Source organism: Pseudomonadales bacterium (genome assembly GCA_024234615.1).
Taxonomy (GTDB): domain Bacteria; phylum Pseudomonadota; class Gammaproteobacteria; order Pseudomonadales; family IMCC2047; genus JAJFKB01.
Genome location: JACKNY010000001.1, coordinates 1717354 through 1729482, shown reverse-complemented (window position 1 = coordinate 1729482; position 12129 = coordinate 1717354). Strand labels below are relative to the sequence as shown.

12 protein-coding genes are annotated in these 12129 nt (G+C 45.7%); 10 read left to right on the top strand and 2 right to left on the bottom strand.

What is annotated here, in order from left to right; genetic code table 11:
* Positions 1-35: 35 nt before the first annotated feature.
* Positions 36-851 carry a kinase/pyrophosphorylase gene (locus H6995_07900; protein MCP5214916.1) on the bottom strand — a complete coding sequence of 272 codons (816 nt, stop codon included), beginning with the start codon at positions 849-851 and terminating at the stop codon, positions 36-38.
* A 140-nt stretch (positions 852-991) separates the two neighbouring features.
* Between H6995_07900 and ppsA the strand changes: the two genes are divergently transcribed.
* From ppsA to H6995_07880, 4 genes are all read left to right on the top strand, one after another.
* A complete protein-coding gene (ppsA, locus tag H6995_07895; protein ID MCP5214915.1) occupies positions 992-3358 on the top strand; it encodes a phosphoenolpyruvate synthase in 2367 nt (788 codons plus the stop codon).
* Positions 3359-3406: 48 nt separating this feature from the next.
* Positions 3407-3895 carry a ribonuclease E activity regulator RraA gene (gene rraA / locus H6995_07890; GenBank protein MCP5214914.1) on the top strand — a complete coding sequence of 163 codons (489 nt, stop codon included), beginning with the start codon at positions 3407-3409 and terminating at the stop codon, positions 3893-3895.
* Positions 3896-3928: 33 nt separating this feature from the next.
* Positions 3929-4210, top strand: coding sequence for a peptidylprolyl isomerase (locus tag H6995_07885; GenBank protein ID MCP5214913.1), 282 nt, complete (start codon positions 3929-3931; stop codon positions 4208-4210).
* Between the two features lie 112 nt (positions 4211-4322).
* Complete coding sequence (locus tag H6995_07880) at positions 4323-6464, top strand: YgiQ family radical SAM protein (GenBank protein ID MCP5214912.1); 2142 nt, start codon at positions 4323-4325, stop codon at positions 6462-6464.
* Positions 6465-6587: 123 nt separating this feature from the next.
* On the opposite strand, the gene H6995_07875 is transcribed toward H6995_07880, so the two are convergent.
* A complete protein-coding gene (locus H6995_07875) occupies positions 6588-8405 on the bottom strand; it encodes a sulfatase-like hydrolase/transferase (protein ID MCP5214911.1) in 1818 nt (605 codons plus the stop codon).
* Positions 8406-8710: 305 nt separating this feature from the next.
* On the opposite strand from H6995_07875, the gene H6995_07870 reads away from it, so the two are divergent.
* The 6 genes from H6995_07870 (at position 8711) to prpB (ending at position 12127) form a co-directional block, all read left to right on the top strand.
* Entirely contained in the window at positions 8711-8959 is a 249-nt protein-coding gene (locus H6995_07870) for a hypothetical protein (GenBank protein ID MCP5214910.1), read from the top strand.
* 354 nt (positions 8960-9313) lie between these two features.
* Positions 9314-9562 carry a hypothetical protein gene (locus H6995_07865; protein MCP5214909.1) on the top strand — a complete coding sequence of 83 codons (249 nt, stop codon included), beginning with the start codon at positions 9314-9316 and terminating at the stop codon, positions 9560-9562.
* A 95-nt stretch (positions 9563-9657) separates the two neighbouring features.
* Positions 9658-10080, top strand: coding sequence for a universal stress protein (locus H6995_07860; protein MCP5214908.1), 423 nt, complete (start codon positions 9658-9660; stop codon positions 10078-10080).
* 90 nt (positions 10081-10170) lie between these two features.
* The gene (gene nrtS, locus H6995_07855) at positions 10171-10395 is read left to right on the top strand and encodes a nitrate/nitrite transporter NrtS (GenBank protein ID MCP5214907.1); all 225 of its coding nucleotides are present in this window, start codon (positions 10171-10173) and stop codon (positions 10393-10395) included.
* Positions 10396-10510: 115 nt separating this feature from the next.
* Positions 10511-11200: a GntR family transcriptional regulator gene (locus tag H6995_07850; protein ID MCP5214906.1), complete on the top strand. Its 690-nt coding sequence runs from the start codon at positions 10511-10513 to the stop codon at positions 11198-11200.
* A 27-nt stretch (positions 11201-11227) separates the two neighbouring features.
* The gene (gene prpB / locus H6995_07845) at positions 11228-12127 is read left to right on the top strand and encodes a methylisocitrate lyase (protein MCP5214905.1); all 900 of its coding nucleotides are present in this window, start codon (positions 11228-11230) and stop codon (positions 12125-12127) included.
* Positions 12128-12129 lie beyond the last annotated feature (2 nt).

The window sequence follows — 12129 nt, the reverse complement described above, 5'->3', positions numbered from 1 at the left end:
GGGTAGTTTTGGCTAAGCGTAGCCACCTATTTAGTCTATATATGCCGCTGAATTCCTTGTTCGGATATCATACGGGTTGAAATTTCTTCGACTGAATGATGCGTTGTGTCGAGGAAAGAGATGTTTTCGCGGCGGAACATGCTTTCCACATTGCGTATCTCTTCCTGACATTGCCGGTCGGAAGAATAACGGCTGTCGGGGCGGCGCTCTTGACGGATAGCCTGTAAGCGCTTGGGATCAATGGTCAGACCAAAAACCTTCTGTTTAAACGGTCGAAGTGCTTTAGGTAGGCGCATTTCTTCAAGGTCTTCTTCGGTGATGGGATAATTGGCCGCTTTGATGCCAAATTGCAATGCCAGATAAATGCAGGTGGGTGTTTTACCGCAGCGGGAAACGCCTACCAGGATCACGTCCGCCTCATCGTAATTACGGGTAACGCCGCCATCATCATTTTCTAAGGCATAATTCATCGCATCGATGCGAATTGAATAGTGATTGTTCTGATTGATACCGTGTAATTTGCCGACTGAATAGGAAGAGCTAACACCCAGTTCGGTTTCGAGCGGCGCTAGGAAGGCAGAAAAAATATCCACCATAAAACCGTTACTCTGGGAGATAATGTCGCGAATACTCTGATTAACGACAGTATCGAAAATAATCGGTTTCACGCCATCTTTTTCGGTGGCCTCGGCAATTTTCTGTACTGCCCGGGTGGCTTTTTCTTCGTTGTCGATATAGGGCAGGGTGACGCGATCAAACTGAATCCCGCCAAATTGAGAAAGTAGGCTGAGGCCTAATGCTTCTGCGGTGATGCCGGTGCCATCGGAGATAAAGAATGCGGTGCGTTTCATGATTCTATAATTTGTGAGAGATAAAAAAGGTAGTATCGCAGAAAAGTGGTCAATTTAGTGCCCTTTGACGCATATTTTAGTATTATTGCCACCCTTTTTTTGCTTTATGTATGAATCTTTTCTGGAAGAGGTGATTTACGTTGAATAGTTTTGTGGTGCCGCTAGACCAGGTCGGCATGAATGATGTTGAAAGCGTTGGTGGTAAAAATGCGTCCTTGGGTGAGATGATTAGCAATTTAGCCTCTCTTGGTGTTTCAGTACCGGGCGGATTTGCTACTACAGCGGACGCCTATCGTAATTTCCTAGTGGAAAACAATTTGACGACGCGCATTCACGAAGTGCTTTCTGGCTTGGATGTGGATGATGTCAACGCCTTGGCGAAAACCGGAGCAACGATTCGTCAATGGATTATAGATGCCCCTTTCAATGCCGAATTTGAACAGACCATCCGTCAGTATTTTACAAAGCTCCAGGATGGCAATGATCAGTTAGCCGTAGCAGTGCGTTCATCAGCGACGGCGGAAGATTTGCCGGATGCTTCCTTTGCCGGGCAGCAGGAAACTTTTCTTAACATCCGTGGCATCGACAATGTCCTGTTAGCGATCAAAGAAGTCTTTGCTTCTTTATTCAATGACCGCGCTATTGCCTATCGTGTGCACCAGGGTTTTGAACACAGCCTGATTGCCTTGTCGGCAGGAATTCAGCAGATGGTACGCAGCGAAACCGCCGCCAGCGGCGTGATGTTTACCCTTGATACAGAATCAGGTTTTCCGGATGTGGTTTTTATCACCTCGTCCTATGGCTTAGGTGAAACAGTTGTGCAGGGGTCGGTTAATCCGGACGAGTTTTACGTATATAAGCCTGCATTAGAAGCCAATCGTCCCGCTGTGTTGCGCCGCAACCTGGGCGGTAAGGCGATTAAAATGATCTACGATCCTTCGGGTGAAACTGGACGTTCAGTGAATACCGTGAATGTCGATGAATCAGATCGCAATCGTTTTTCTATCAATGATGAAGAGGTTCAGGAGCTGGCCAAACAAGCGCTGACGATTGAGCGTCATTATCAACGTCCGATGGATATTGAGTGGGCCAAAGATGGTGATACCGGTAAGCTCTACATCGTTCAGGCGCGCCCAGAAACGGTGAAGAGCCGTGCCTCGGCTAACCAACTGGAACGTTATTTGCTCAACGAAAAATCAAAAGTACTAGTCGATGGTCGCAGCATTGGCCACCGCATTGGTGCCGGCCCGGTGAAAATCATCAATGATATTAGCCAGATGGATATGGTCAAGCCAGGTGATGTATTGGTCACCGAAATGACTGATCCCGACTGGGAGCCTATCATGAAACGGGCTTCGGCGATTGTGACCAATCGCGGTGGCCGGACCTGTCATGCCGCTATTATCGCCCGTGAACTAGGTATTCCTGCCATCGTTGGTTGCGGTGATGCGACGGCAAGGCTGGCGCTAGGGCAAGATGTGACGGTTTCTTGTGCGGAAGGGGATACAGGCTTTGTTTATGACGGTCTGCTGGATTTTGAGATTAAGAGTTCCAGCATTGATGCCATGCCGGAGCTGCCGTTTAAAATCATGATGAATGTCGGTAATCCGGATCGTGCTTTCGACTTTAGTGCGATTCCTAATGCTGGTATTGGCTTGGCGCGTTTGGAATTTATTATCAACCGTATGATTGGCGTGCACCCGAAAGCACTGTTGAATTACGACAGCTTGCCCGCTGAGGTCAAAGCGCAGGTGGATCTGCGTATTGCCGGTTATAAGAGTCCGGTTGATTATTACGTTGAAAAACTGGTCGAAGGCATCGCAACCTTGGGCGCAGCCTTCGCACCGAACCGAGTGATTGTGCGCCTCTCAGACTTTAAATCTAATGAATATGCCAATTTGATCGGCGGCGAACTCTATGAGCCGGAAGAAGAAAACCCCATGCTTGGTTTTCGCGGCGCTTCACGTTATTTGTCAGAAGATTTTGCAGATTGCTTTGAGTTGGAAACCCGCGCAATGAAAATCGTGCGCAACGAAATGGGTTTGACTAATGTAGAAGTGATGGTGCCTTTCGTCCGCACGGTGGCAGAGGCCAAAGGGGTGGTGGAACTACTAGCCGCTAACGGTTTGAAGCGCGGAGAGAATGGTTTGCATGTCATTATGATGTGCGAGTTACCGGTTAACGCGCTATTAGCGGATCAGTTCCTCGAATACTTTGACGGTTTCTCTATCGGCTCAAACGATCTGACGCAGTTAACCCTGGGGTTGGATCGGGATTCCGGTATCGTGGCGAAACTCTTTGATGAACGCAACCCTGCCGTGAAGATACTACTCAGTATGGCGATACAGGCCTGTAAGAAAGCCAATAAATACATCGGTATTTGTGGACAGGGGCCTTCAGATCATCCAGATTTAGCGCGCTGGTTGATGGATGAAGGCATTGATAGCGTATCGCTGAACCCTGATTCAGTATTAGATACTTGGCTATTTCTTGCGGAAGATATCTAGATTTTAATTTAAGTTTATAATTTAAGTTTTTGAATATAAGGAATAAAATTGGACTATATAACTCCAGACCTATGTGACGCCTATCCGGATTTGGTGCGAGTGCTTGAACCTATGGTTCATAATTTCGGTGGCCGTGACTCTTTTGGTGGTGAAATTGTTACGATCAAATGTTTCGAGGACAATTCACGAGTGAAGGAGTTAGCGGGTAAAAATGGTAAAGGCAAAGTTATGGTAGTGGACGGTGGGGCATCTCTGCGACGAGCGTTACTTGGTGACATGATTGCTGAGAATGCTGTTAAAAATGGCTGGGAAGGCATTATCATCAATGGTTGCATTCGTGATGTGGATGCCATTGCTTCGATGGATCTGGGCGTTCAGGCGTTGGCGGCGATTCCGTTAAAGACAGATAGAAGAGGAATTGGTGATTTGAATGTACCGATTAGTTTTGGTGGTGTGACCTTCAATCCTGGTGAATACGTCTATGCGGATAACAATGGAGTAGTGGTTTCAGCTCAACCCCTGCAAATGCCTCAGTAATTTTAATTCAGTACGAATATTAGGAGTACCGTTATGACGACAGCAAGTGCAAGACACATATTGGTCAATTCAGAAGATAAGTGCCAACAACTAAAAGATGAAATTGAATCTGGAGCGGATTTTGCGGAGTTGGCGAAACAGCATTCCAGCTGTCCATCTGGCGCACAGGGCGGTGATCTTGGTGAATTCGGTCCCGGTATGATGGTTAAAGAATTTGATGAAGTAGTATTCAGCGCTGAAGTCAACAAAGTGCAGGGCCCAGTAAAGACACAGTTTGGTTATCATTTGCTGGAAGTGACCAGCCGCACCGAATAAATTTTCTGAGTATCTTGAAAAATTCTCTGATTAAACAACCAGATGTAGTGTTAAGCTAAATCTGGCGCTGCCTTTATCCACAGGTGTAGGCGCGACACGAGTCGCAATCAATATGCATAGCGTCCCTGATCTATTTTCCTATCCCAAATACTGGGCTGAATGCTACGGTACGGCTTCTTATTTGCCCATGTCCAGGCAAGAGATGGATGAGTTGGGCTGGGACAGTTGCGATATTATTCTGGTCACTGGTGACGCCTATGTCGATCACCCCAGTTTTGGTATGGCGGTCATTGGGCGTTTTCTCGAAGCTCAGGGGTTTCGGGTCGGTATTATTTCCCAACCCGATTGGAATAGAATCGATGACTTTAAGACCCTGGGAGAACCGAATTTATTTTTCGGCGTCACCGGCGGCAATATGGATTCATTGATTAATCGTTACACCGCAGACTTGCGGATACGTAATGATGATGCTTATACGCCTAATGCGGAGCCAGCAAAGCGACCAGACCGGTCAGTCATCGTTTATACCCAATGCTGTAAGCGAGCCTACGCAAAGATTCCCGTTGTTATCGGTGGTATCGAAGCTAGCTTGCGACGCATCGCACAATACGATTATTGGAGCGATGAAGTGCGTCGTTCGGTACTGGTGGATTCCGGCGCAGAGGTATTGCTTTATGGCAATGCCGAACGGGCCATCGGCGAAATAGCACATCAGCTCGCAGCCGGAAAAAATATCCATGAAATCACCGCTGTGCGTGGTACGGCGGTGGTGCGTGATGTCATGCCCAGTGGGTGGACGGAACTGGATTCGACGCGTATCGACTGGCCTACTAAAATCGATGCCTTAACTAACCCTTATGATGACAAAGAGAGTGCCAGCTGTAGCACTGGGGAGGTCAAGCAAAACTTAGTTGAGCGGCAGTCACAGCCACTACGCATCGTACCCATGCCGTTGCAGTCGAAAGAGCGACTCAATCCTGAAAATACCTATATCCGCCTGCCTTCCTTTGAGAAGGTGTTTAAGGACTCGGCGCTTTATGCGCACGCCTCACGTGTATTGCACCAGGAATCTAATCCGCACAATGCCCGAGTACTGGTGCAGAAGCATGGTAAACAGGAAGTCTGGATTAATCCGCCGCCAATTCCTTTGACGACGGAAGAGTTGGATCAGGTGTTTGGCCTGCCTTATCAGCGACGACCGCATCCACGCTATGGTGATGCGCGTATCCCCGCCTATGAGATGATTCGTACCTCGGTCAATATTATGCGTGGTTGTTTCGGCGGCTGTACCTTTTGTTCGATCACCGAACACGAAGGACGGGTGATTCAGAGTCGCTCGCAGGAATCTGTGCTGAAAGAAATAGAAGCGATTCGTGATCAGGTGCCTGGCTTCACTGGGTCGATTTCTGATCTGGGTGGCCCGACCGCAAATATGTATCATTTAAATTGCAAGGATCCCGAAATTCAGGCAGGTTGTCGGCGTTTGTCCTGTGTCTATCCGACTATCTGCAAAAATCTGGAAACGAGTCATAAGCAAACGACAGAGCTGTATCGTAAGGCGCGCCAGATACCAGGCATCAAAAATATCGCAATCGCCTCAGGGCTACGTTATGACCTAGCGATACGTGATCCGGAATATGTCAAAGAGTTGGTGACGCACCATGTTGGCGGCTACCTCAAAATTGCCCCAGAACACACTGAAGATGCGGTGTTATCGAAAATGATGAAGCCGGGCATCGGCTCTTACGAGCAGTTTAAGAAAATGTTCGAAAAGTATTCAAAAGAGGCCGGTAAAAAGCAGTATTTAATTCCTTATTTTATCGCCGCTCATCCCGGCTGCGAGGATATGGACATGCTCAACCTCGCGCTTTGGTTGAAACGTAATAAATTCCGTATTGATCAGGTACAAACCTTTTACCCCTCGCCAATGTCGTTGGCTACCGCCATGTATCACTCCGATCGTGATCCACTCCGTAAAGTTTCCTACAAGGATAAGCGGATATACACACCGAAAAATATTGAACAAAGGCGCTTACAAAAAGCCTTTTTGCGTTACCACGATGAGAAAAACTGGCCGGTATTGCGTAAAGCTTTGGTTGTTATGGGGCGTGCGGATTTGATTGGTAACGGACCCAACCAACTAATTCCTGCAGAGCGTAAAGCGGGCGTGCAACGCAGTACTTCAAATCGGCGAGGTGCAAAGACAAAAACCTGGAATAAAGCTAGAGGCTCGCAGTGGAGCAGCAAACGGTAGGTGGGTGGAGTAAAAAGTCCAGGAATATCAGTTAATCGCCTGGCTTCGTCGAAGGCCGTTTGTTCGTGCTGTAACGAAATGGAGAATGATGTCAAAAGCTGCTATGGGCTTGAAACCGATAGCTTAATAAAAGCGAGCCAAGCTCTTCACGTATTGAGTAAATACTCCGCGATCTCCTGCCGATAGGCTGTTCTCTCTGATGAGTCTATCCTGTCCATCGGTTAGCTGTTCGCCATTACTGGCCGCAGTAGATGACAAAATATACTTTACGCTAGGAGTAATTACGGCATCGCCATGCCAATCGCTCACAACCAAATACTTTCTTGAATAGTCTGGAGACAGCAGATTTTGTCCAAAGCTATATAGTTCAGGTTTTATATTAACCTGTAGCAAGCTTAACAAGGTTGCCGGTAAATCAAGATGGCTTGTTATTTTGTTGATGGTACGAGGCAGATTTTGGGGTGTGTGAATGATTAATGGGACACGAATTTGTTCATCACTGAAGGTTGAATTATGCCCCCAGTGGCCTTTTTCCAAAAATTCTTCTCCATGATCTCCGGTAACAATAACAATAGTATTTTCCAACTTGCCTGTTGCTTTAAGTCCAGCGAACACTCTGGCAAGTTGTTGGTCGAGGTGTCTAGCGGAATTGATATAACGGTTTTTTATAAGCCGAATATTTTTAACAATGTCCGTCGTCAGATAGTCAAAATCTTCGATATAGTCTTCTTCAATGATCGATTCTTTTGGGAAATGGTATTTTGCGTGAGCGGATTCAAAAAACATGAAGGCAAAAAACGGATCTTTAGCGGAGTCAACATAAGCGAGCAGATCGGTGACATTCTTACGGTCGCGCTGCCACCCCTGGCCCTCATAATACTCTTGTAATTCTGAATTTTTGAATTGGCTGAAAACCGTTTTATCAAACTCTGGATAAGCGAATCTAGCGCTAGTATAGGCCATCATTTGGTAGCCGTTATGTTGTAGGATATCAAGTATTAAAGGGCTTTGGCGGGCATGCAGCGCGTCGAACCAATAACGTCCGTATAAGCCATAGAATTGGCCGAAAATGCCCATGCGCGTGCCATTACCACTGCTTCGATGCTCTGTGAATTGAATATTGCTTTTTGCGAACTGGCTCGTGGCGGGCATGACCCTGGGGTTGAGCATATCTGCGCGCCAGGACTCTGCGACTAACCAAACTACATTTAAAGGCCTGTTTACCTGGACATCCAACGTGCTTTTGTCGGGGTACTTAAATGCTCCGCTAGGTGTTTCTTCTAAGCTGAGAGTTCTTGTCTGTTTCAGTCCTAAAGATGTCAGTAAGCCTTTAACCGTAATTGGAATTTGCCAAACAATTCTATTGGCTACTGAGAGAATGCTGGTGTTTGAGGTGAAGTCTGCGACGGCATACATTGAGCTTTGAGCTAGAAAATCAGCCATTATTAGGGCTGCAAGGATGGATTTTCTGGGTATAAAAGGGATTAGTTTTTCAAAGGGAACGTATCTAATGAGAAGCCCATAAAAGATTAGGGCTGCTAGCACTAGGGTGGCGACAGAGTAATAAAACGATTGGCTTGCGCCCATTGCCTCCAAGCCTCCTGGAGTGCTGATTAGGTTCATAACAAAGCCGTTGATAAAGAAGCCATACATACTATTCAATTTATAATTGATGGCGAGCAACATTATGGAAACAAAAAATACCGCGGTTAGGGTGATCGCTAATATATACTTTGTTGTTGCGCTCCAACGGGAATTTAGCGCTAATCTATGTAGCAGGTAGAGGGGGAATGTGAACAGAGCCGTTTGAGCGATAGTGGCAAGAATAGCGAAGACGGTTGAAGCGATAGTGTTGCTGGCAGAGAGGCTAGCAAAAAAAAGAGTGCCAGCATAAATAAAACAGACAATAAAAAATTGCCTTGTAATGAAAATTGATTGCATAGCAAATTCGCCTGTACGTGCCTAGTCAAAACTATAGCCAATCAAGCTTAAGGAATAATTAAGATTTGAGCGTCCGGGAGTATTATTTCTGTCGCTTAGCTAAAATAAATCAAGGATGAGGTGCTCGTTCAATTCTGAAGCATACAGACTGTTAGTTATTTTTACACTAGCTATATAAGAATAGCCTTATAAAATAGATAAGTATTTGATATTTATAGAGTATTAAAACTGGCACAGGAATTGCTAATTAATGGATAATGATAAATATTTTTCATCTTTATATAGATGCGAGCAGGTGATTTAAAATGTTGGAAGTAGTCCAAAATCTAAGGCGAGACGAAGGTTTCTTACCTTCAAACTGTGCCCGGACCAAGCGAATCTTGTGTCTTAACGGTAGCTGGTACTTCTTGACCAGAGAAAGTGCTACACCTCTTGGACCTTATGCTACCAAAGAGGAAGTGGAACAGATCGCTGCTGATTTTGTAGCCTTTGCCGCTGTGGCTAATAGTGATATGACATCACGCTGCTATGAACACTTGGCAAAAGCGGGTTAATGAAGGTTGCTAGGTTTTAATAAGAAGATTCTAAACAGCAATCCAACTAACTAATAGGTAAAACACGACAGGCTCTCATTGTTACCCCCAGTTGATTTGCTTTATGTCTATAACAAAAAGGCTAGCCATTAGGTTAGCCTTTTTCGTTTCTATAGCCGCAAGGCTCGAACAATTTGCGCTGGTCTTGGGCGTCCATAATTTTTACAAGAGCGTAGATATAGAATAAATATATTACGTAACCTATTGTATTTTATATAAATAATATTGGGTACACTTCTTGCTAGATTATATTAAAGAGATAAAAGTTTGATTTCATCAATATTTAAATAGGCGCCATTTTGCGGGTGGTTGAGTATGTTAGAAGCTCTTAAGGCTATGAGAAAACGAGAAAGCTATTTGCCGTCCAATTGCGTGAGAACCAATAGGATTATGTGTTTAAATGGCGACTGGTATTTTTTGACCAGGGAAAGCTGCACACCACTTGGTCCTTACTTAAGCAAGCGGGAAGCTGCCAAGGCTGCGCTGGACTATGTCGCATTTGCAGCGGTAGCAGACGAAGAGCTTATTTCCCGCTGTTATGCCTATTTGGCTGACGCGGGCTAGGAGGAATTGCTGCCTAGCTTGTCGTTGACACACATCAACACGCTCGGATTTAATTGGGCGTATGGTGCAGGAGTATCTAGATTTAGGAGAGCCCTATGCCAGCGTATAAAAATATTCTTATTGCCGTCGATTTGGACGAACCGAACAAAAAAATAGTGAGTAAAGCCATTGAGCTTGCGGGCAATGAGGCAACCTTGAGCTTGATTCATGTTATTGAGCCAATTCAAATCTACGGACCAATTCCCACTATCGATTACGCCAGTATTCAAAATCATACGAAAGAATTTGCCGAGAAAAAGCTTATGGAACTGGGGAATCAATATGCCATAGATGCTGCTCATCAGCATGTCTTAGATGGTGTCGCTCAAAAAGAGATACATGTTTTTGCCGAGCAAAATGGCGTAGATCTTATCGTCGTTGGAAGTCATGGCCGTCATGGTGTGTCTTTGTTACTGGGATCCACTGCAAATGCCGTTTTGCATGGAGCACATTGTGATGTACTGGCAGTCAGGGTATAGCCACCAACGTCTAGTAATAACATTAAAAACTAGCTGCTAGCTTTCTTCTTTCGGATAGATTTGCCCTGTTGCAACAGGCATAATTCGAGTATGAAAACTTGGCTTTTCCTGGCGCTGCAAAAACAAATCGTAGTGCGATCTCTTAAGATATCCGTCGTGGTCGGTACAATTTTGGTACTGATCAACCATGTTGATGTGCTCATTAACGGACAACTTGGCGGGTTGATTTTCATTAAGATAATGCTTACTTACCTAGTTCCCTATTCGGTTGCCACCTACGCAGCTGTGGCGGCTATCGTCTCGAACAACGAATAGACTCCAATAGCATTCAAACATTTCTTTGTTCTAAATTAGCGGTTGACTCCTAAAGGCGTTCTGACTAAAATTGTCGACAATATTATCAATTGTCGACAATTCGCCGGGTGTTAAAATGCATCAAAACATCTCATCAGTTCAAAAACTGGAAGCCACTCGCACTATTTCTGACAGTCTTTTTATCGAGTTGCAAACGGCCATTATTAGAGGAGAGCTGTCTGCGGGCAGTAAAATAAGCGAGCCGGAATTGGCCCGTAAATTTGGTGTGAGTCGAGCGCCGCTGCGCGAGGCGATTAGCCGTCTAGAGGGGCAAAAACTTGTTGAGCGACGTGCGCATGTGGGTGCTCGTGTTGTCTCACTTACGCTGAAGGAGCTGGTTGAGATTTCCTATATGCGTGAAGCTCTTGAAGGTATGGCGTGCCGTCTTGCGGCTAAAAATATGACTGAAGAAGAGATATTTAAACTCAAGTATCTGTTGTCTGTGCATGAAAAAAATGAGGATCTTCAGGACGGTCACGCCTACTATCAAAAAGAAGGTGATTTAGATTTTCATTATTGCATTGTTCAGGGCAGTCACAACAATAAACTTATCAAGTTACTCTGTGATGAGCTTTATCATCTGATCCGTATGTATCGTTATCAGTTTAGCGTTGATACACCTCGCCCAAAACATGCTTTTGATGAACACCATGCCATTGTCGCGGCTATTGAGCACCGTGATGCTGAATTGTCCGAGCAGCTGATGCGCAAACACATCAGTGCCGCGCGGGAAAATATTGAGAAACAATATCTCGATAAATGTTGAGGAATATTAAGTCTTGAGAGGATAGTAATGTCTACACAGTCCCTATCAGTATCGCCTGGCGCACGTTTTCGTGGCGCCCTTAAGCGGGAAACCCCATTACAAATCGTGGGTACCATTAATGCCTATACTGCCATGATGGCGGAAAGAATTGGACATCAGGCGGTCTATATCTCTGGTGGTGCTTGTGCTAATGCCTCCTATGGCTTACCGGATTTGGGTATGACCAGCATGAACGATGTGTTGGAGGATGCGCGCCGCATTACCGCCGCAGTGGATACGCCTTTGATGATCGATATTGATACTGGGTGGGGCGGTGCGTTTAATATCGCACGTACTATTAAAGAGTCCATTCGTGCCGGGGTTGCGGCGGTGCATATTGAAGACCAGGTTGCGCAGAAACGCTGCGGGCATCGACCGAACAAAGAGATTGTTAGTCTGGCTGAAATGGTTGACCGGATTAAAGCTGCTGTCGATGCCAAAACCGATGATCAATTTTTTATACTGGCACGAACGGATGCCTATGCAGCGGAAGGTTTGCAGGCGGCCGTTGATAGAGCATGTGCTTGCATAGAGGCAGGCGCTGACGGTGTGTTTGCTGAGGCGATGTCTACGCTGGAGGAATACCAAACCTTTAAGGAGGCTATTAATGCACCCTTACTGGCTAATATGACAGAGTTTGGGGTGACGCCTTTATTTAATAAGGTGGACCTTGCCATGCATGGAGTTGATATGGTGCTCTATCCGTTGACGGCAGTACGGGCAATGAATAAGGCGGCGGAAACGGTTTACAAGCACTTGCTTGAAGCTGGAGATCAGACTGAAGTGGTTGATCTGATGCAAACCCGCATGGAGCTATATGATTATCTTAACTATCACGATTATGAGCAAAAGCTGGATCAGCTCTTCAGCCAGGGTAAGAATAAGTAACA

What these genes read in the sequence shown, in the direction of transcription:
- prpB (MCP5214905.1), top strand. Translation starts at nt 11,228, where the DNA reads ATGTCTACACAGTCCCTATCAGTATCGCCTGGCGCACGTTTTCGTGGC.
- H6995_07880 (MCP5214912.1), top strand. Translation starts at nt 4,323, where the DNA reads ATGCATAGCGTCCCTGATCTATTTTCCTATCCCAAATACTGGGCTGAA.
- H6995_07860 (MCP5214908.1), top strand. Translation starts at nt 9,658, where the DNA reads ATGCCAGCGTATAAAAATATTCTTATTGCCGTCGATTTGGACGAACCG.
- H6995_07865 (MCP5214909.1), top strand. Translation starts at nt 9,314, where the DNA reads ATGTTAGAAGCTCTTAAGGCTATGAGAAAACGAGAAAGCTATTTGCCG.
- H6995_07850 (MCP5214906.1), top strand. Translation starts at nt 10,511, where the DNA reads ATGCATCAAAACATCTCATCAGTTCAAAAACTGGAAGCCACTCGCACT.
- H6995_07885 (MCP5214913.1), top strand. Translation starts at nt 3,929, where the DNA reads ATGACGACAGCAAGTGCAAGACACATATTGGTCAATTCAGAAGATAAG.
- nrtS (MCP5214907.1), top strand. Translation starts at nt 10,171, where the DNA reads ATGAAAACTTGGCTTTTCCTGGCGCTGCAAAAACAAATCGTAGTGCGA.
- H6995_07900 (MCP5214916.1), bottom strand. Translation starts at nt 851, where the DNA reads ATGAAACGCACCGCATTCTTTATCTCCGATGGCACCGGCATCACCGCA.
- H6995_07870 (MCP5214910.1), top strand. Translation starts at nt 8,711, where the DNA reads ATGTTGGAAGTAGTCCAAAATCTAAGGCGAGACGAAGGTTTCTTACCT.
- H6995_07875 (MCP5214911.1), bottom strand. Translation starts at nt 8,405, where the DNA reads ATGCAATCAATTTTCATTACAAGGCAATTTTTTATTGTCTGTTTTATT.